Source organism: Staphylococcus sp. GDY8P57P (assembly GCF_017892585.1).
Lineage (GTDB): Bacteria > Bacillota > Bacilli > Staphylococcales > Staphylococcaceae > Staphylococcus > Staphylococcus borealis.
In genome coordinates this window covers 159,129-181,089 of sequence record NZ_JAESLK010000003.1, presented here as the reverse complement: position 1 = coordinate 181,089, position 21,961 = coordinate 159,129, and the positions used below count along the sequence as shown (strand labels likewise).

Sequence of the window (21,961 nt, the reverse complement as noted above, 5' to 3'; positions counted from 1 at the left end):
CACAAATACAATAAATAGTGTAACTGTTGAAGTGATCAAAAAAGATCAAGCAAAAAAAGCCATCGATGATTTAGTTAAAGTGAAAAAAGCAGAAATTGATAAGGTTAATGATGCTACAAAAGAAGAGAAGGAAGCTGCTAAAACGAAAGTTGATGAAGAAGCTACGAAGGCTAAAAGTAACATCGATAATGGAATAACAAACCATGATGTTGATGAAGCTAAAACGTTAAGTAGTAAAGTTATCAAATCAATTCAACCTGACACAATGAAAAAATCTCAAGCTAAAAAAGATTTAGATTCTATTGCTAAGACTAAAAAGTCAGAAATTGACAAAAATCATCAAGCAACTCATGAAGAGAAAGAAGTTTCTAAATCAGAAGTAGACAATATTATTAAAAAGGCTAAAAAAGCTATTGATCACGCTGCAACTAATAATGATGTTGATAAAGTGCACGCTAAATTTAAAAATGAAATTTCTAAAGTTCAAGTAATTGCTAAGAAAAAACAAGCTGCTAAGGATAGAATTAAAACAATTGCACAACAGCAAAAAGAAAAAATTAACCATCAAAATGGATTAACGGATGAACAAAAACAAAAAGCAATGCATTTGATTAATGAAATTACTAGAAAAGCATTGTTAAAAATAGATAATGATAGTTCAAACCGAGATGTCGATAGCACAACTAAAAAAGCCATTGAAGATATTCTTAAAGTTGCGCCAATGCCTTCAAAACAAGGTCAAAAATTAGATAATGCCAATGGATATTATCCTAAGTTAGGATTTGATAATGGTAATAATGATTTTAACCACTTAACTTTAGGTAAAGCTAATAAACAATTACCAAATACTGGTGGAAATCACAGAAGTGAATTACCATTAATAGAATTAACTTTAATTAGTGGATTCTTCTTAATCTTAACATCACGTAAAAGAAAAGAAGATAAAAACTAAATAATATAAGAACAAGCCTCACATAGTCGTGAGGCTTGTTTTTTAGTATTAGGCACAATTAAAATGTATATAATAATAATATAATTTAAGCACATTTAAATTTGATGAATGTTCCATTACAATTAAAAATTTATTCTGGTTATTTCGGATAATCGATGATATTATAAAAAAGTATGATATCAATTGTATAAAATCATATGTAAAAAATTTAATAACACACTTTACTATTCATTATTACTACTACAACAAGACAACAACATCAAGGAGGAACAATAATGAATCTTTTTAAAAAACAGAAATTTAGTATTCGTAAATTTAGTGTAGGAATATTTTCCACTGTTATAGCTACACTGACTTTCTTTTCACATCCAGGTCATGCAGCAACACAAGAGGAAGAAAGTAATTCTTCGCAAATCACCTCACAACGTGTTAACTCTCAAAATGAAAATAAATCAAATATTAGTGATAAACAAATTAATACTCTTAGAACAATTAATACAAATGAAACAGCAACTACCAACCATGGAGAAGCAACAACGAATAACTTAGATGTTAATTCTAATAATGAACAACTTTCTGATTCAGAAAAAAATAATTCTGAATCTATTTCTGCATCCAATGCTGCTTTACATTCAAGTAGTACTGTAACTAATGAAACGATTAATAACGTTAATAAAACGAATCAAGTTGAAAATGAAAAACCTAAACATCACAGAGCAAAAAGATCTGCTGATAGCGGTGCTGCGACAGCAAATTCTGATGTTATGCGTAATAACGAAGTTAACTCAAATCAATTCGTAAATGGTACGTTTACAGATACATCAAATGGTGCGGTTATACCTACTAATGCAACTACTTCAGAAATGAATGATGCTAATAAAGTTACTGGTTGGCAGGTTAATAACGCTGACCAAACACAAATTCCACTTATATGGGGACCTAAAGCACTTCCACCATATAATCCATATGTGTTTAATTTAACAAAAAATAAGGTTGCTGCCGTTCTATCAAAATACACAGGAAATAATACTCCAGATAACGATAAAACCGTCGGACCTATTTATCAAGATATTGACGTTACACCTGGTTCTGAACTCCAATTGGAATTTATAGGAACTTCAATGGGTAATACGAACGGTATTAATGGGGTTAAAGTTTCTATTTTTGATGGTAATAATCCAACAGATTTACTTTATTCAGGTAGACCTAACACTGCTGGTAAATCCTTCGGTGTATTTAGAGGTGTATTCAATGTGCCTGATAATGTGACTAAACTTAGATTTTTATTTGAAACTTTTGACAAGAGAAGTTATGAGAGTGCTGGTGGAAGTAGATTATTGAAAGGAAGCAATAATTTCGGTGGTAGTGGATTAGCTGACGTTAAGTTGAACAGTGGTGCATATTTAAAAGCGACTACATATCAAACTGAATACACATCTACATCATCATCAACAACTGCCACTCAAGTTGATGCCACTTTAGAAGTTTCAATAGAAAATAAAGGTCATGCCCGTTCAAATAAAACGCAATACAAAGTTACCTTACCTGAAGGTGCAAAATTTGTTTCAGCAACAAATGCTAGATCTAACTATAATTCTGCAACTAGAGAATTAACACTAAATATAGATAGAATTGATCCTGGTACAACTAAAGATATTACTTATACCGTTACGTTACCAGCTTCTGTACCAATTAAGAAAGATTTTGAAGCAACGTTATTATATGTAACTGAAGGAATTAATATGAATAGACGTAATGGTAGTCGTGACTTTGGTTCTTCAGCTGACGACAATTATTTCAGATACGGTGGAACAAACATTTACATTAAATCTGAATCTGATCAAAAAAGAGGCAACACTTCTATAAATCGACAAACTGTCACTGTTAAAATGTTTAAAGATGCGCTACAACAAAAGGTAAACGAGATAACGACTCAATTACAGCAATTAAACCGCAGAGATTACTCATCAGAGGCATGGTCTGCAATGCAAAATGTACTAAATCAATCTAGACAAGTTTTAGATGAAAATGATGACACACCAATTAGTGATAGAAAGAGCCAGGCAAATATTAATGATTTAACACTACAGTTAGATAAAGAGAGAGCAAAACTTGAAGTTGATAAAGTTGCGAAAGAACGTCAAGCCATTATTAATGCTAATAATGATGCAACGCTAGATGAAAAAGAAGCTGCGCTCAACGTATTAAAGTCGAACTTAAGAGACAAAAATAATAGTATAGATGAATCTCACACAAGTGATGAAGTAACTCAAGCTAAAAATATAGCAATTGATGCTATAAGTGCATCAGATGTTACGCCAATTGTTAAGCAACGTGCAATACAAGCATTAGAAAGTAAAGCAAATGAAAAACTTGTTGCACTTGAAAATAATACTGATGCAACATTTGAAGAAAGAGAAATTGCGAAAACAAAGGTTAATGAGGAACTCATTAATGCTAAGAAAGAGATTGGAAACGCAACTACGAATCAAGAAGTAGATGCAATCAAAACGGATAGTGATAATGCAATAAATCAAGTTCAAACTAATGCAGTAATGAGAAATAAAATGAAACAAGCATTAGAACGAGCAATAGCTTCGAAAAAAGCGGCAATAGAAAGAAATGAAGAGGCTACAGAAGAAGAGAAATTAGCAGTGAAAAATAAAATCGATGAAATTGCCAATCATGCTCGCACAAATATTGAACGTGGTGTACACAATGATGATGTAACTACTGCTAAAAATAATGCAGTAAATATGATTAGTAGTGTACAAGTTGATGCTGTAAAAAAAGCAGAAGCAAAATCGGCAATTGATGAAGCTGCTAGAGTAAAAAAAGCGACAATAGATCAAGTTACAAATGCGACGGATGAAGAGAAAGTAATTGAAAAAGCAAAAATTGATGAAGCAGCACTAAATGCTAAAAACGCCATTGATAATGCTACGACTAATACGGGTGTAGACATGGCGAAAATTAATGGTGAAGATTCAATCAATAATATTCAACCAGAAGTTCAAAAGAAAGACCAAGCGAATTCAGCATTAGATGAAGCAGTCCGTATTAAAAAAGCGGAAATAGACAAAATAACAAATGCGACGGATGAAGAAAAAGCAGCTGCAAAAGCCAAAGTAGATGAAGCTGTGACTGCAGCGAAGAATGCGATCGATCATGCAACAAATAATGCGGGTGTAAATACAGCTAAAACAAACGGTATAACTACAATTAACAACGTTCAACCTATAGTTGTTAAGAAAGATGAAGCGAAAGCAGCGATAGATGAAGCAGCGCGTAATAAGAAAAATGAAATTGAGCAGGTACCAAATGCGACAGAAGAAGAAAAAGTAGCCGCAAAAACAAAAGTAGAAGAAGCAGCAACAATAGCGAAAAATGCAATCGATCAAGCAACAAACAATACAGATGTGGACACAGCAAAAAGTAGTGGCATAGATTCAATCAATCATGTTCAAACAACGGTAGTTAAGAAAGATGAAGCAAAAGCAGCAATAGATAATGCGGCAACAGCTAAGAAGGAAGCAATAGATCAAAATACAAATGCGACGGACGAAGAAAAAGCAACGGCGAAAGCCAAAGTAGATGCAGCTGTAATAGCAGCGAAGAATGCAATCGATCAAGCAACAAATAATGCAGGAGTTGACACAGCAAAAAGTAGTGGCATAGATTCAATTAATCATGTCCAAATGACGGTAGTTAAGAAAGATGAAGCAAAAGCAGCAATAGATAATGCGGCAACAGCTAAGAAAGAAGCAATAGATCAAAATACAAATGCGACGGACGAAGAAAAAGCAGCTGCAAAAGCCAAAGTAGATACAGCTGTGACAGCAGCGAAGAATGCAATCGATCAAGCGACAAATAATGCGGGAGTTGATACAGCAAAAAGTAGTGGCACAAATTCAATCAATCAAGTACAACCAACGGTAGTTAAGAAAGATGAAGCAAAAGCAGCAATAGAAGAAGCCGCAACAGCTAAGAAAGAGGAGATTAATCGAACTCCGAATGCGACGGATGAAGAAAAAGCAACGGCGAAAGCAAGAGTAGATAAAGCTGTGAAAGTTGCAAAAAATGCGATAGACCAAGCAACTAATAACCAAGGTGTGGACACAGCCAAAGAAAGTGGGATTGAAACAATCAATCAAGTCCAAGCAACGGTCGTTAAAAAAGCCGAAGCGAAAACGTCGATAGATGAAGCCGCAACAGCTAAGAAAGCGGAGATAGATCGAAATGCAAATGCGACAGAAGAAGAAAAAATAGCTGCAAAAGCCAAAGTAGATGACGTTACAAGATTAGCTAAAGTTGCGATAGACCAAGCAACTAATAACCAAGGTGTTGACACAGCAAAAAGTAGCGGCATAGATTCAATTAATCATGTTCAACCAGCGGTTGAGAAAAAGGAGCAAGCAAAAGCAGCAATTGATAATGCGACAACAGCTAAGAAAGCGGAGATAGATCAAAATGCAAATGCGACAGAAGAAGAAAAAGTAGCGGCGAAAGTAAAAGTAGATGAAGCTGCAAAAGTTGCGAAGAGTGCAATCGATCAAGCAACAAATAATGTAGGAGTAGATGTAGCTAAAGAAAGTGGAATCGAGTCGATCAATAATATTCAACCAACGGTTGAGAAAAAAGACCAAGCAAAAGCAGCGATAGATAATGCGGCAACAGCTAAAAAAGTAGCAATAGAACAAAACACAACTGCGACGGATGAAGAAAAAGCGGACGCAATAGCAAAAGTAGAAGCAGCTGTGACAGTGGCGAAGAATGCGATTGATCAAGCAACAAACAATACGGGTGTGGACTCAGCAAAACAAAGCGGAATCGAATCAATTAATCAAATTCAGCCGACAGTGGTTAAGAAAGATGAAGCAAAAGCAGCAATAGATGGAGCAGCTACAGCTAAGAAAGAAGCAATAGATCAAAATACAAATGCGACGAACGAAGAAAAAGTAGCGGCGAAAGCAAAAGTAGATGAAGCTACAAAAACTGCGAAGAGTGCAATAGATCAAGCGACAAATAATGGAGGAGTAGAGGCAGCTAAAGAAAGTGGAATCGAGTCGATCAATAATATTCAACCAACGGTTGAGAAAAAAGACCAAGCAAAAGCAGCGATAAATAATGCGGCAACAGCTAAAAAAGCAGAGATAGATCAAAATGCAAATGCGACAGAAGAAGAGAAATCTGCTGCAAAATTAAAAATTGATAAAGTAGTAGCTTCTGCGAAAAGAAAAGTAGAACAATCGACAAGTAATGATGAAGTAGAGACAGCAAAAAATAATGGTGTAGACTTAATCAATCATGTTCAACCAACGGTAGTTAAGAAAGCTCAAGCAAAAGTATTGATAGATGAAGCTGCTGATATTAAGAAAGAGGAAATAGATCGAAACACGAATGCGACAGAAGAAGAAAAAGTAGCCGCAAAAGCGAAAGTGGACGAAGCTGCAAAAGTTGCGAAGAATGCAATAGATCAAGCAACAAATAATGCAAGCGTAGGCACTGCAAAAGCAACTGGCGTAGAAGCAATTAATCAAGTACAACCAACGGTTGTTAAAAAAGCTGAATCAAAAGCAGAAATAGACAACATTGCACAAGCTAAGAAAGCGGAGATAGATCAAAACGCAAATGCGACAGAAGAAGAAAAAGTAGCCGCAAAAGCAAAAGTAGACGAAGTTGCAACAGCAGCAAAACAAGCGATAGATCAAGCAACTAATAACCAAGGTGTGGACACAGCAAAAGAAAGTGGAATAGATTCAATAAATCATGTCCAACCATCTGTTGTTAAGAAGGACCTAGCTAAAGCAGCAATAGAAGAGGCAGCGACAGCTAAGAAAACAGAGATAGACCACAATTCTAATGCGACAGAAGAAGAAAAAGTAGCTGCAAAAGCAAAAGTAGATGAAGCAGCAAAAGTTGCGAAGAATGCGATAGATCAAGCAACAAATAATGCAGGCGTAGACACAGCAAAAGAGAGTGGAATCGATTCAATCAATCAAATTCAACCAACCGTAGTTAAAAAAGCTGAATCAAAAGCAGAAATAGACAGTGCGGTACAAGCTAAGAAAGCAGAAATAGATCAAAATGCGACTGCGACAGAAGAAGAAAAAGCAGCAGCAAAAGAGAAAGTAAATGAAGCAGCAAAAGTTGCGAAGAATGCGATAGACCAAACAACAAATAATGCAGACGTTGAAAGGGTAAAAGAAAAAGGAATCGATTCAATCAATCAAATTCAACCAATGATAATTAAAAAATCTCAATCAAAAGCACTGATAGATGAAGTCGCTGATAGTAAAAAAGCAGAAATAGATGAAAATACAAATGCGACAGAAGAAGAGAAAACAGCAGCGAAAGCAAAGGTAGATGAGTTCGCAACAAATGCGAAAAGTGAAATAGATCAAGCAACTAATAATTCAGGAGTGGATGCAGCAAGACTAAAAGGAATCGATTCAATCAATCAATTCCAACCAACGACTGTTAAGAAGGATCAAGCTAAAGTAGAAATAGACAACGTTGCACAATCTAAGAAAGCAGAAATTGATCAAAATGCAAATGCAACAGAAGAGGAGAAATCTGCTGCAAAAGCAAAAATAGATAAAGCAGTAAAAATTGCGAAGAGAAAAATCGATCAAGCGACAAATAATGCCGAAGTTGAAGAAGCAAAAAATAATGGCGTAGGCTTAATCAATCAATTCCAACCAACGGTAATCAAGAAATCTCAATCAAAAGCGCTGATAGATGAAGTTACTGATAGTAAGAAAGAAGAAATTGATCAAAATATAACTGCGACAGAAGAAGAAAAAGCAGCTGCGAAAGCAAAAGTAGATGAAATTGCAATGGCCGCTAAAAAGGCAATAGATCAAGCAACAAATAACGCAGGTGTTGATGTAGCAAAAGAGAGTGGAATCGAATCAATCAATCACGTCCAACCGGCGGTTGTTAAAAAAGATGAAGCGAAAGCGTCGATAGATGAAGCAGCTACAGCTAAGAAAGCAGAAATAGATCAAAACGCAAATGCGACAGAAGAAGAAAAAGTAGCCGCAAAAGCGAAAGTGGACGAAGCTACAACAGTTGCGAAGAATGCGATAGATCAAGCAACAAATAACGCAGGAGTGGACGCAGCAAAAGAAAGTGGAATTGAATCAATCAATCAAGTCCAACCGGCGGTTGTTAAAAAAGATGAAGCAAAAGCGTCGATAGATGAAGCAGCTACAGCTAAGAAAGCAGAAATAGATCACAACGTAAATGCGACAGAAGAAGAGAAATCTGCTGCAAAAGCAAAAGTAGACGAAGCCGCAACAGCAGCAAAACAAGCGATAGATAAAGCGGTTAACAACTCTGAAGTCGATAATGCGATTGATGTAGGTAAAACGGCCATCAATAATATTGAAGCTGATAATTCAGCAAAATCAAAAGCAATTAAGCACTTACAGGAATTAGTCAAACAACAGATGACAAAAATAGATTCTAATCACTTGGCAACTGAAGAAGAAAAAGCCAAAGCAAAACAAATGATTAAACTACTTTTTGAAAAAGCTAAAATTGAAATAGAAAAAGCTAAAACATCTTATAAAGTGAAAAAAATAGATGCAGAATATAGCAAATTAATTACTAAAACTGTACCTGAAAATAAAGCTAAATTAATTGCTAAGAAAAAAATTGAAAAAATAGCTAGACAATTGAAAAATAAAATAAATAATATGAATGGTGTTTCAAATGAGGAAAAAGTTAGAATTAAAGTCATCATTGAACAAATAGTTAAAAAATCATTCAAAGATATTGATCTTGCTTCAAGAAATAATACAATAAATAAGATAGTAAATGATGTTAAACTTCAATTTGCAAATATTAAAATTAACAAGCAAAATAATAAAAAATCACTTAGCAATAATGAAAATGCAAGTGTGATAGTAACTACTGAACAACATAAAACTAATAAAGCCTATCATAAAGTTAGAAATGAAAAAGGAAGATATCAATTACCAAACACTGGTATAAATAATGATAAATCAAGTCCATTAATTTCATTCACATTTGTAAGTGGATTATTCTTAATTTTAAGATCAATGAGAAGAAGAGCGTCGAAGTAAAAAATCAGATTTATATTTAATGGATTGCAAGATGAATAGTAAACTCCCTAAGATTATTCTACATATTACTAGAATAATCTTAGGGAGTTCTTTTATTAAAATTTACCTGCTTCGTAACCTGCCACATGTCCTGTAACAAGTGCACTTGTAATATTATAGCCACCTGTATAGCCGTGAATATCTAATACTTCTCCACATAAAAATAACCCAGGTTGTAATTTTGACATCATCGTTTTTGGCCAAATTTCTTTTAAACTTACACCACCACCAGTTACAAAGGCTTTATCAATTGGTAAAGTGCCGTTCACTTTAAAAGTAAAGGCTTTAAAACAGTCAACTAATTGTTTTAGTTGTTGGTTTGATAGGTGATGATATGTAGTATTTTCATCGATTTGAGCTTGTTTGAGCATAAATAACAAATATCGTTCTTCTATAAGTCCTCTTAAACTGTTTTTTATATACTTATCAGGTTCTTCATTTAAAATAGATGTTATTTTTTCCTCTAGAACATGATTTTTGTATTCTGGAAAAACATCTAATTGCATATTAATTTCTTTTTTCTTTTGATTTTTTTGTTCTTTATAAACAAATTGACTACATCTTAGTGCTGCTGGTCCACTTATACCAAAATGAGTAAATATCATATCCATTTGATGGCTAATTCGTTTTTTACCGTTTTTCTTAAGTACAGATAATTCTACATCTTTAAGACTTAAACCTTTAAGCTCTTTGGATTTAATAAATTGTTCTGCTGAAGTAATAGGAACTTCAGTAGGGAAGAGTTCGGTAATGCTATGACCTAAACTTTCCGCAAACTTGTAGCCATCTCCAGTTGAACCTGTTTGAGGTACACTTGTGCCTCCAGTTGCAATGATGACACTTTTACTTAAAAATAAGCCTTTATCAGTTTTAACTTCAAATATCCCATTGTCTTCTACATTAATAGCATTGACGATCGTTTCTTCTTTAATATCGACTTTATTTTGTTTAATGGTGTTTACAAGTGTATCTACTACATCTTGAGATTTATTAGATACTGGAAACATTCGGCCGTGATCTTCTTCTTTTAATTTGACGCCTCTAGATTCAAAAAAAGTGTATGATTGATTCGTTATCAAATACAGAAAATGGGCTATATAAAAATTTTCCATTGCCTGGTATGTTTTTTATTATTTCTGCATATGGTAATCGATTGGTAACATTACATCTACCACCACCAGAAATTTTAAGTTTTCTACCTAAACCTTTCTTTTTCTCTAATAAAAGTACTTTTTCACTTTGTTCAGATGCGGCAACTGCAGCCATGAGTCCGCTAGGTCCACCACCTATGATTATTGTTTGATACATTGAGAAACCTCCGCCTTATTATCTTAGTGCTATTATTATAATTTAAATTACGATTGAATTCTTAACAATTTTAGTTATAATTTAAGATTGGTTCATTAACAAATGAATATATAACTTGATTTATTATGCGTTTAAACTTAAATTTAGTAAAACTATTAAAGTCATTAGTAAACAATTAGTATTTTGTGATATATTTTATAGTAATGCAAGCCCTTCAAAAAGGTTTTAAATTAAATAATTTGATTATTAAAAAGGCAGGAAGATTAAATATGAGTGAAAACAAGGAAATGGTAAGAGGTACCTTTCTCATTACATTAAGTATTCTAATAACTAAAATATTAGGTGTACTTTTTGTAATTCCTTTTTATGCCATTATGGGTGCAAATGCGGAAGAAAAGTTAGCACCATTTAACTATGCATATGTTCCATATAATATCGCAATTGCTATTGCAACAGCGGGAATACCATTAGCGGCCTCAAAATTTGTAGCTAAGTACAATGCTTTAGGTGCGTATAAAGTTGGACAAAAATTATATAAATCAAGTTTTATCGTGATGTCCATATCAGGAATAATAGGATTTTTAATTCTATTTTTCTTAGCGCCAGATATTGCTTCTTTAACATTAGGACGTAAAGAGGGCAAAGGCGGATGGACAATTGATGATATTACTTGGATCATTCGAGTGATAAGTATGGTAGTTGTATTTATACCGTTACTTGCTACATGGCGTGGTGTATTCCAAGGGTACGAATCCATGGGACCTACAGCTGTTTCTGAGGTAACAGAACAACTCGCTAGAATTGTGTTTATACTTATCGGAAGTTTCTTAGTATTAAATGTCTTTCATGGTTCTTACTTACAAGCAAATGGTGTAGCTACGTTTGCAGCCGCGATAGGTGCTATTGCTGGTTTACTAACGCTTTGGTACTACTGGCGAAAACGTAAGCCACATATTCAAAAAATGGTAGCATCTGATAATTCTGGACTAGATGTTTCTTATACTAAAATGTATAAAGAAATAATTTCATATAGTATTCCATTTGTTATTGTAAGTCTTAATTTCCCGCTATTTAATTTAGTGGACCAATTTACACACAATAATGCATTAGATGCAGCAGGATTCCATGCGAATAAAGACTATTTCTTTACTATCTTAAACTTTACAACAAACAAAATTGTTATGATACCAACATCATTAGCAGCGGGTTTTGCAGTTAGTTTAATACCATTTATTACCAAGACTTTTGCTGAAGGTCGCTTAACAGAAATGCATCGTCAAATTAGAACGTCTATTGGCGTATTAATGTACATAACAGTGCCAGCAAGTCTTGGAATAATGGCATTATCATCTCCTTTATACACTGTATTCTACCAATATAATCCAGATGGTAATAAAATACTATTTTACTATGCACCAGTTGCAATTTTAATTTCTTTATTAAGTGTAACTGCGTCAATGCTACAAGGGATTAACAAACAAAAATTAACAGTTTTTGTAATTTTAGGATCTGTGATTGTTAAATTAATCTTGAATATTCCATTAATTATGATATTCCATACAGCAGGTGCAGTTTTAAGTACAGCTATTGCGCTTACAGTCGCTAACATCGCGAACCTAATGATTTTGAAAATTTATGCTAAATTCCATTTTACAGATACATTTGTTCAAGTTGCTAAAATTTTCATTTATAGTTTAATCATGATGATAAGTGTTGAGGTTGTGTACTTTATTTTAAGCTTGTTCATATCTGTCGATCGTAAATCTGGAGCGTTTATTATTCTAATTATCGGCGTTATTGTAGGTGGTCTCATCTATGGCACAATTACAATTAAGAATAGATTGGCTGATGAGTTTTTAGGAGATTTACCTGGTAAAATTCGCCGAAAAGTTGGTTTCTTAAGATGAGATTAGATAAATTTTTAGCTAATATGGGTGTGGGAACACGTTCTGAGGTAAAGCAACTTTTAAAAAAAGGGGCCGTTACAGTTAACGATTCGATAGAGAAATCACCTAAATGTCATATCGATCCAGAAGAGGATATTGTGATGGCAAACGGCAAACAAATTACGTTTATTAATCATATTTATATTATGCTCAATAAACCTAAGGGCTATATTTCAGCTACGCATGATGGAACAAATCGCACTGTCATAGATTTAATTCCAGAATATCAGCATTTAGATATCTTTCCTGTTGGTAGATTAGATAAAGATACTGAGGGATTATTGCTTATCACGAATGACGGTCAGTTTAGTCATGAATTGATGAGTCCCGTTAAACATGTATCAAAGACATATGAAGTCATCTCACAACATACGATATCTGATGATGATATTGAAGCTTTTAAGCAGGGGATCACGCTATCTGATGGACCAGTTAAACCTGCTTTACTAACAAGAGTAAATAAGACTACGTCACAGGTGACCATTTATGAAGGTAAGTATCATCAAGTTAAAAGGATGTTTCATGCCATTGAAAATGAGGTATTAGAATTAAAACGTCTTAAAATCGCTAATTTGGCGTTAGATGAAAATCTTAAATCTGGTGAGTATAAGTTACTCTCAGATGACGAATTAAAGCTTTTACAGCATTCATAAAGGAGAAGGTGTATACTATGTCTAAAACTACAGGCTTATTTAGAATTATTGCTGGTGTCGGTGCTGCAACTGCAGCAGTTGTATTATCTCGAAAAGAAAGTAGAGATAAATTAAAAGAGCAATATAATAAATACAAAGAAGATCCAGAAAGTTATAAAGAAAATGCAAAAGGATTAGCGAGCCAATTAGGTTCAAAAGCTAATGAAACAATTCAAGAGGTTAGAAATAACCCTCAAGAATACGCTAATCGCTTGAAAAATGATCCAAAATCATTTTTAGAAGAAGAAAAATCAAAATTTACTAATTTAGATGCAAACAAAGAAGATGCACTAGAAGAAGGTAAATTTGATGATGAAGGTGGCGCTACTGTTAATAATAATTTAAGAGTAGTCACTGAAGAAGATTTAAAGAAAAACAAAAATGCGTTAGAAGATAAAGATTAATGTAGATATACTCTGCGATATTTATAAGCGCATGAGAAATAAAAATAGGATAATGCTACTTTGCTAATTTGCAGTAGCTGACTGAACTGAGAATACACTTAAATCATGCTTTTTCAGTTCTAGTCATCCTTGCGGGGGTGGGACAATGAATTTGAAAAGAATTTTGTCCCATCCTTTTTTTATAAATATGGAATGTAAGATTTGTATATAAAAAATTTAAGGTCATTGATATGTATGATTTGCACAAATTGCGTCATATAGCGTTTAAATATGGAGACTTTATAAAATTTTTAACATAAATTTTTATAAAATCTATAAATATTCTGACATCTTACTGTAATTTTTCGTTATAGTTATGTAAAATAAACTGTATATTTATTGAAAAGGAAGTTGATCTCGAATGTGGAAAGAGAAAGTTCAAGAATATGAAGGTCAAATAATCGATGATTTGAAAGGTTTGCTTTCGATTGAGAGTGTCAGAGATGATTCAAAAGCATCTGATGAAACTCCAGTTGGTCCGGGGCCTCGTCAAGCGCTTGATTATATGTACGAAATAGCACAAAGAGATGGTTTTTCTACCCATGATGTAGATCATATTGCAGGCAGAATTGAAGCAGGTAAAGGTGACGATGTTTTAGGTATTTTATGTCATGTCGATGTCGTGCCTGCAGGAGATGGATGGGACTCAGATCCATTTAATCCTGTGGTAACTGATGATGCAATTATTGCTAGAGGTACACTAGACGACAAAGGACCGACAATAGCAGCCTATTACGCAGTTAAAATTTTAAATGAAATGAAAGTTGATTGGAAGAAACGTATTCATATCATTATTGGTACAGATGAAGAGTCTGATTGGAAATGTACTGAAAGATATTTCCAAACGGAAGAAATGCCGGCATTAGGATTTGCACCTGATGCAGAATTTCCAGCTATTCATGGAGAAAAAGGAATCACAACTTTCGATTTAGTTCAAAATAGTACGTCTGAAGATCAAGATGAACCAGATTATGAATTGATTTCGTTTGAATCTGGTCAACGTTACAATATGGTACCTGATCATGCTCAAGCACGCGTATTTGTCAAAGAAAACATGACCGACGTTGTTCAGCATTTTGAACATTATTTAGATGAGCATAAATTACAAGGTGAGAGTGTCGTTGATAGTGGAGAGTTAGTCCTAACGGTTGAAGGTAAAGCCGTTCATGGTATGGATCCATCATTAGGTGTTAATGCTGGCCTATACTTATTAGATTTCTTATCAACATTAAATCTAAATCAAACAGCAAGAGAATTTGTAGACTTTAGTAATCGTTACCTTCACGAATCACATTTTGGTGAGAAGATGGGAATGAAATTCCATACAGATGTTATGGGCGATGTAACTACAAATGTTGGTATTATTTCTTATGATCATAAACATGCTGGCCGATTTGGCATTAATTTACGTTATCCACAAAATTTTGAATTTGAAGAAGCTATACAGCGATTTACTAAAGAAATTAAAGAATATGGATTTGATCTTGAATTAGGCAAAGTTCAGCAACCTCATTTTGTAGACAAAAATGATCCTTTTGTACAAAAATTAGTAACAGCTTATAGAAATCAAACTGGCGATATGTCTGAACCCTATACAATAGGTGGAGGTACATATGCTAGAAACCTTGATAAAGGTGTGGCATTCGGAGCCATGTTTGAAGATTCAGAGGATTTAATGCATCAAAAGAATGAATATATTACTAAAAAACAATTATTCAATGCAACAAGTATCTATTTAGAAGCAATTTACTCACTATGTGTGGAGGGATAAACTATGACAAAAGTATTTATTAACGGTGAATTTTACGATCAAAATCAAGCAAAAGTCTCTTATGAAGATCGTGGTTATGTATTTGGTGATGGTATTTATGAATACATTCGAGCATATGACGGGAAATTATTTACAGTTACAGAGCATTTCGAGCGTTTTATAAGAAGTGCTGCGGAAATACAATTAGATTTAGGATATACAGTCGAAGAATTAATTGATGTCGTTAGAGAATTATTAAAGGTAAATCAAATAAAAAATGGTGGCATTTACATCCAAGCTACACGTGGTGTCGCACCAAGAAATCATTCTTTCCCAACACCTGACGTAAAGCCTGTCATTATGGCATTTGCTAAAAGTTACGATCGACCTTTTGAAGATTTAGAAAACGGAATCAATGCAGCAACTGTAGAAGATATTAGATGGTTGCGTTGCGACATTAAAAGTTTAAACCTTTTAGGAAATGTACTTGCAAAAGAATATGCAGTTAAATACAACGCAAGTGAAGCAATTCAACATAGAGGCGATATCGTTACAGAAGGCGCTTCAAGTAATGTGTATGCAATTAAAGATGGTGCAATCTATACGCATCCCGTTAATAATTACATTTTAAATGGTATTACGCGTAAAGTAATTAAATGGATATCTGAAGATGAAGATATTCCATTCAAAGAAGAAACGTTTACTGTTGAATTTTTGAAAAATGCTGATGAAGTCATTGTTTCAAGTACATCTGCCGAAGTGACACCTGTTGTTAAGATAGATGGTGAGCAAGTTGGTGAAGGCAAAGTAGGACCTGTTACGCGCAAACTTCAAGAAGGATTTAATAAATACATTGAAACGAGAAGTAATTAATTAAATAAATAATTGATTATTAAAGAACGTACTGATTCTAAATTTATAGAATTTGAGTACGTTCTTTTTGATTTTAAAATGTAAATAAATTTCATGAATTAAATTAAAAATACACAGTTTAAAGGTCTGAAAATGTGTTATAATAAAACCTAAAGATTGAAACGTAATTTAGCCATAATCGACTAGTAAAATGTATCTTTTTGTTTCTCATTTTCAGTTGAAAAAGAAGGCTAAAAATTATAAAATCATCATTGAGTGATAAAAGAGACGTATTTATTTAAATAAATGTTTGGGGACAGTAACATTTTATTTATAATAATGACTTATGTATAAAAATATAATTATTTTAGAAATATATAATCGTGTTTTCCAACAAACGATTATAACAAATTAGAATATATGGCTCTTGAAAACTATATTTCTCGAGCCATTTTCTAATTGAAAGTGAGGTGAACGAGTTGGAGCAGTTTTATCAATTAGGGTGGACACTTGATTCAGCAGGAGGTGCTTCTGGTGAAGCATATATGGCTGAACAGGACGGTCAAAAGCTATTCTTAAAGCGCAATTCTAATCCATTTATTGCAGCATTGTCAGCTGAAGGTATTGTACCTAAATTAGTATGGACCAAACGTATTGAAACAGGTGAAGTTGTCACAGCCCAACACTGGAAAAATGGCAGAGAACTTGAACCAGATGAAATGTATCAAGCACGTGTCGCTGCATTGCTTAAAAAGATTCATGGTTCTAAACCTTTACTGAATATGCTTAAACGTATGGAAATGGAACCCATCACGCCTAATATCATGTTGAAAAAGATTAATGCATCACTATCAAGAGAAGTATTAACACATCACATTATTCGTAAATCATTAACATACCTTGAAGAACATATCCCCAATATGGATTCTCGTTTCTTTACGGTTGTACATGGAGATGTTAATCATAACAACTGGTTATTATCTGATAGAGATGAATTATTCTTAGTAGATTGGGAAGGTGCAATGATTGCCGATCCTGCTATTGATATTGGAATGCTGCTCTATAACTACGTTCCCGAAAAAAATTGGTCTGACTGGTTTAAGACGTATGGCGTAGAAGAAAGCATAGACTTAAATAAACGTATGAAATGGTACACAGTCATTCAATCAATTGGTATGGTTCAATGGTATGAAGAGCAAAAAAGATTCAAAGATATGAATAATTGGCTAAAATTTTTAAATGAGGTTATGAATAGTAATTTATTTATCTAAGGGAGATTTCAAGTATGAGAGTTCGCTATAAACCATGGGCGGAAGATTATTTAAAAGAACATCCTGATTTAGTAGATATGGATGGCACACATGCAGGAAAAATGTCAGAGTGGTTTGATAAAGAACAACCCATCTATATAGAAATTGGCTCTGGTATGGGGCAGTTTATAACAACGTTAGCCTCTAAATTCCCAGAAATTAATTTTGTATCTATGGAACGCGAGAAAAGTGTCATGTATAAAGTACTTGATAAAGTGAAAGAACAAGGCCTGACAAATTTAAAAATGATATGTAATGACGCTATAGAATTAAATGAGTATTTCAATGATGGTGAAGTTGCACGTATTTATTTAAATTTCTCTGACCCATGGCCGAAAAAAAGACACGCTAAACGTCGATTAACATATCATACTTTTTTAGCGCTATATCAACAAATCCTTAAAGAAGATGGAGAAATCCATTTTAAAACGGATAACAGAGGCTTATTCGCGTTTAGTTTAGAAAGTATGTCGCAATATGGTATGTACTTTACTAAATTAAATCTCAATCTTCATGAAGAAGATGATGAAGACAATATATTGACAGAATATGAGAAGAAATTTTCCGATAAAGGTTCTAGAATTTATCGAATGGAAGCAAAATTTCATAAAGACATTGAACATTAATTTAAAGTTGTGACTTAGTTCGTCATAAAAATTCACGGTAGTTAGTGAGATTGAGTGAACGCTAAAGCATCACTTGTTATAGTTTGAAACGTCATTCCAAGAGTGGAACATTGAATTCGCCAAGAATTCTGTTCTGCTCTTTTCTGTTTATATATTCTTAAATTGGATATTGTAATGTAAGATTATTTCATATATTGAAATACTTGATAAATAAAAAGATGGAAGGTGTTTAATATGAAGTTAGGTGCATTTAATATCACTTATTTAAATGGCGGTATGACGAACATGGATGGTGGTGCTATCTTTGGCGTTGTACCTAAACCGCTGTGGACGAAAAAGTATGATGTGAATGAAAGAAATCAAGTTCCTAACTTAACATATCCAATTTTAATTCAGACTGGCGATAAGAACATTATCATCGATGCTGGAATTGGAAATCATAAATTAACAGACAAACAACTTAAAAATTATGGTGTCGAATATGAAAGTCATATTCAATTTGATTTAGAAAAATTAAATTTGACTGTGGAAGATATCGATATTGTATTAATGTCACATATGCATTTTGATCATGCGACAGGGTTAACGGATACTGAGGGTAATTCCATTTTTCCAAATGCAATTCACTATGTGCAACAAGACGAGTGGCATGAATTTATAAGTCCAAACATTCGTAGTAAAGCAACCTATTGGGGAATCAATAGAGGTACATATGAAGATAAAATGATACTTTTTGATGAATTAATTGAAATTTATCCAGGGATTCATATGAAGCATGTTGGTGGTCATAGTTATGGACAATCAATTATTACAATTGAGAGTGAAGGTGAGCGTGCAGTTCACATGTCTGATATATTACCTACAAATGCACATACTAATCCGCTTTGGGTTATGGCATATGATGATTACCCAATGACGTCTATTCGAGAAAAAGAAAGATTAATACCATACTTTATTTATCATGATTATTGGTTCTTATATTATCATGATAATGTTTATTTCGCGACGCAATATGAGTCAGATGGAAAGACGATTAAGCAATCAATTAAACGATAAAGAAAGTGATATAAAACGATTTGGTAACTTTGTTATCCATTTTTTATGAACGATTACAATAGGGAGCCGGACTAAGAATTTATAGTAATTCAGTCCAGCTCCCTATTTTTGTTCAGTTATTACAATTCAATAATATTTAAAATTTCACCAGATTTTGCATCTGCATAAAAGATATATTCCATCTTTTGATTATTCTTAACTTGCGTAATACCGCCTTGAAAAATGAAACGATTTGGATATAGATTGTCATCTACATAAGGCTCATGAAGAATAAACGATCCAGTGATATTCATAAAGTAAGATTTGGCTTCATTCAATACTTTATCAGGATTTTGCATTTTATTCTTTTCTTTTAGGAAATAAATAAAAAAGACAGTGGCTATACCTGTAACTAGAGCAACTGAAATTGAGATGTATTTGTAAGTTTGACGTGTCATAATCTCTACCTCTCTATTAATAGTTCTTATCATTAGTGTACCATATTCAAAATGATATAATACATTTAAGGAGTGTGTTAGTTAAGATGGATAAGCATAAAACATTAGAACGAATTAAGGCATTAACTGAATTACATGGTGCACCAGGTTTTGAAGAGGATGTACGAAATTATATGAAAAAAGAAATGTCACCATATGTTGATGAGTTTATCGTAAATTGTATGGGTGGTTTCTATGGCGTTAAAAAATCTAAAAAAGCTAATGCTAAAAAGGTAATGATTGCTGCGCATATGGATGAAATAGGGTTCATGATTACAAACATTACTTCGAATGGCATGCTACAGTTTACCAATCTTGGTGGTGTAGCAAACGATATTTGGCAAGGTCAACGTCTTCAAGTAAAAAATAGAAAAGGCGACATTATAGTAGGGATTGTCTCTAATATTCCGAAACATTTTAGAACAGGCAACGAAGCGGTGCCAGAAATAAAAGATTTGATGCTAGATATCGGTGCAAGTTCTGATGACGAAGTAAGACAGATGGGGATAGAAATAGGAGATACGATTGTTCCGAATACTGAATTAACGCAATTAACTGAACATCGATATAGCGCGAAAGCATGGGATAATCGATATGGTTGTGTCATTGCGATCGAAATATTAGAATTGTTGAAGAATGTCGATTTGGATGTTGATTTATACGTTGGCGCTAATGTTCAAGAAGAAGTAGGCTTACGTGGTGCTAAAGCAGCAGCTGAACTCATTCAACCCGATGTTGCACTTGTAGTGGATTGTTCTCCAGCAAATGATATTAAAGGTGCAAATCAATTATCAGGTGAATTAGGTGAAGGGACTTTAATTCGAATTAAAGACGGTACAATGATTTTACAACCTGAATTTAGAGACTATCTACTTAAATTAGCAGATGAAAATAATATAAATTACCAATATTATATTTCACCGGGTGGCACAGATGGTGGTGAAATTCACAAAGCTAATATTGGTATTCCAACTGCTGTAATTGGTGTTTGTGCTAGATACATTCACAGTACTAATGCTGTATTTGATATTAGAGATTATTTCTCAGCACGACAATTACTAGAACAAGTTATACTCAACTTAACTGAAGAGCAAATTAATAAATTACAATTTCAAGAATAAGGAGCAATTAGAATGATTAATTTAGAATCTGAATCACAATTCAAGTCACTTAAGAAAGAGCGTACCGTATTTGAATTTACGGCAGGTTGGTGTCCTGACTGTCGTGTCATTGAACCTGATTTACCTCAATTGGAAGAGAAATATAAAGATTTTAACTTCGTTTCTATAGATAGAGACCAATTTATAGATTTAGCCATAGAACATGATATCATGGGTATTCCAAGCTTTTTAGTATTTAAAGATGACGAATTAGTAGGAAGTTACATTGGAAAAGAACGCAAATCTATAGAACAAATCGATGAATTTTTAAGTCAGTTTGATAAATAAATAAAGCATATAAAAGGTTTTAAGAATGAAATGTACAATTGATTTTTTCTGTAATTGACCACAAATTTATTGTAAAATAGGATAAGGTGCGAATATAGGAGTGTTAACATGAATGTTTTTCAAGTAAGAGATAAATTGAAACAACGTTTAGCGCATTTAAATGTTGATTTTAAATTTGATCGTGAAGAAGAAACGTTACGTATATATAGACAAGACAATCATAAAGGCGTAACAATCAAATTAAACGCTATTGTCGCTAAATATGAAGTCCAAAAAGAGAAAATTATAGATGAGATTGTATATTATGTTGAAGAAGCCATCGCTCAAATGGATGATCAAAGTATTGAGAAAATGAATGACATTCAGATTATGCCTGTCATTCGTGCTACAAGCTTTGATAAAAAAAACAAAGATGGTCATCCATTTATAATTGAAAAGCATACAGCAGAAACAAATATCTATTATGCACTCGATTTAGGTAAATCTTATCGCTTAATTGACGAAAGTATGCTTGAATCACTTGGATTGACTGAACAACAAGTTAAGGAAATGTCATTATTCAATATACGTAAACTTAATAATCAATATAAAACAGATGAAGTTAAAGGAAATATTTTTTATTTTGTAAACTCTAACGATGGCTATGATGCCAGTCGTGTTTTAAATACCAAATTTTTAGATGATATCTATCAACAATGTGAAGGTGAAATGTTAGTAGCTGTACCACATCAAGATGTCTTAATTATTGCTGATATTCGAAATAAAACTGGTTATGATGTAATGGCACATTTAACTATGGAATTCTTTACTAAAGGATTAGTCCCTATTACTTCATTATCATTTGGTTATGAAAAAGGTCACTTCGAACCTATCTTCATTTTGGGGAAAAATAACAAACAAAAAAGAGACCCCAATGTGATACAACGATTGGAAGCAAATCGTAAAAAATTTAATAATAAGAAATAATTGA

The 21,961-nt window shown here is 33.2% G+C and carries 14 protein-coding genes and 1 pseudogene; 13 read left to right on the top strand and 2 right to left on the bottom strand.

Going from position 1 to position 21,961, the window contains the following annotated elements:
* The first annotated feature begins 31 nt into the window (after nt 1-31).
* The gene (locus KA878_RS14235) at nt 32-952 is read left to right on the top strand and encodes a DUF1542 domain-containing protein (protein ID WP_247878229.1); all 921 of its coding nucleotides are present in this window, start codon (nt 32-34) and stop codon (nt 950-952) included.
* Nucleotides 953-1,227: 275 nt separating this feature from the next.
* Nucleotides 1,228-9,045, top strand: a complete 7,818-nt coding sequence (locus KA878_RS01540) for a SasC/FmtB family protein (RefSeq protein WP_210142055.1) — start codon at nt 1,228-1,230, stop codon at nt 9,043-9,045.
* Between the two features lie 95 nt (nt 9,046-9,140).
* Here KA878_RS01540 and KA878_RS01535 read toward each other — a convergent pair.
* Nucleotides 9,141-10,392: pseudogene (locus KA878_RS01535) on the bottom strand (BaiN/RdsA family NAD(P)/FAD-dependent oxidoreductase).
* 269 nt (nt 10,393-10,661) lie between these two features.
* Here KA878_RS01535 and KA878_RS01530 point away from each other — a divergent pair.
* From KA878_RS01530 to KA878_RS01495, 8 genes are all read left to right on the top strand, one after another.
* Nucleotides 10,662-12,299 (top strand): putative polysaccharide biosynthesis protein, encoded by a 1,638-nt coding sequence (locus tag KA878_RS01530; protein WP_193839202.1) that lies wholly within the window; start codon nt 10,662-10,664, stop codon nt 12,297-12,299.
* Nucleotides 12,296-12,991 carry a pseudouridine synthase gene (locus tag KA878_RS01525; RefSeq protein WP_193839203.1) on the top strand — a complete coding sequence of 232 codons (696 nt, stop codon included), beginning with the start codon at nt 12,296-12,298 and terminating at the stop codon, nt 12,989-12,991. Before KA878_RS01530 ends, KA878_RS01525 begins: the two co-directional genes overlap by 4 nt.
* Before the next feature lie 17 nt (nt 12,992-13,008).
* A complete protein-coding gene (locus KA878_RS01520; RefSeq protein ID WP_053030512.1) occupies nt 13,009-13,434 on the top strand; it encodes a YtxH domain-containing protein in 426 nt (141 codons plus the stop codon).
* A 400-nt stretch (nt 13,435-13,834) separates the two neighbouring features.
* Entirely contained in the window at nt 13,835-15,244 is a 1,410-nt protein-coding gene (locus tag KA878_RS01515; protein WP_053030510.1) for a Cys-Gly-3M3SH dipeptidase, read from the top strand.
* A gap of 3 nt (nt 15,245-15,247) precedes the next feature.
* Nucleotides 15,248-16,096, top strand: a complete 849-nt coding sequence (dat, locus tag KA878_RS01510) for a D-amino-acid transaminase (RefSeq protein ID WP_193839204.1) — start codon at nt 15,248-15,250, stop codon at nt 16,094-16,096.
* A 458-nt stretch (nt 16,097-16,554) separates the two neighbouring features.
* Nucleotides 16,555-17,346 carry a phosphotransferase family protein gene (locus KA878_RS01505; RefSeq protein ID WP_053030507.1) on the top strand — a complete coding sequence of 264 codons (792 nt, stop codon included), beginning with the start codon at nt 16,555-16,557 and terminating at the stop codon, nt 17,344-17,346.
* Nucleotides 17,347-17,360: 14 nt separating this feature from the next.
* Complete coding sequence (gene trmB, locus KA878_RS01500; protein WP_053030505.1) at nt 17,361-18,011, top strand: tRNA (guanosine(46)-N7)-methyltransferase TrmB; 651 nt, start codon at nt 17,361-17,363, stop codon at nt 18,009-18,011.
* Nucleotides 18,012-18,245: 234 nt separating this feature from the next.
* Complete coding sequence (locus tag KA878_RS01495; protein WP_193839205.1) at nt 18,246-19,067, top strand: YtnP family quorum-quenching lactonase; 822 nt, start codon at nt 18,246-18,248, stop codon at nt 19,065-19,067.
* 119 nt (nt 19,068-19,186) lie between these two features.
* On the opposite strand, the gene KA878_RS01490 is transcribed toward KA878_RS01495, so the two are convergent.
* The gene (locus tag KA878_RS01490) at nt 19,187-19,504 is read right to left on the bottom strand and encodes a hypothetical protein (RefSeq protein WP_075108641.1); all 318 of its coding nucleotides are present in this window, start codon (nt 19,502-19,504) and stop codon (nt 19,187-19,189) included.
* 86 nt (nt 19,505-19,590) lie between these two features.
* On the opposite strand from KA878_RS01490, the gene KA878_RS01485 reads away from it, so the two are divergent.
* From KA878_RS01485 to KA878_RS01475, 3 genes are all read left to right on the top strand, one after another.
* Complete coding sequence (locus KA878_RS01485; protein ID WP_193839206.1) at nt 19,591-20,664, top strand: M42 family metallopeptidase; 1,074 nt, start codon at nt 19,591-19,593, stop codon at nt 20,662-20,664.
* Nucleotides 20,665-20,676: 12 nt separating this feature from the next.
* The gene (locus KA878_RS01480; protein WP_075108643.1) at nt 20,677-20,991 is read left to right on the top strand and encodes a thioredoxin family protein; all 315 of its coding nucleotides are present in this window, start codon (nt 20,677-20,679) and stop codon (nt 20,989-20,991) included.
* 108 nt (nt 20,992-21,099) lie between these two features.
* The gene (locus KA878_RS01475) at nt 21,100-21,957 is read left to right on the top strand and encodes a DUF1444 domain-containing protein (protein WP_193839207.1); all 858 of its coding nucleotides are present in this window, start codon (nt 21,100-21,102) and stop codon (nt 21,955-21,957) included.
* Nucleotides 21,958-21,961: the final 4 nt, after the last annotated feature.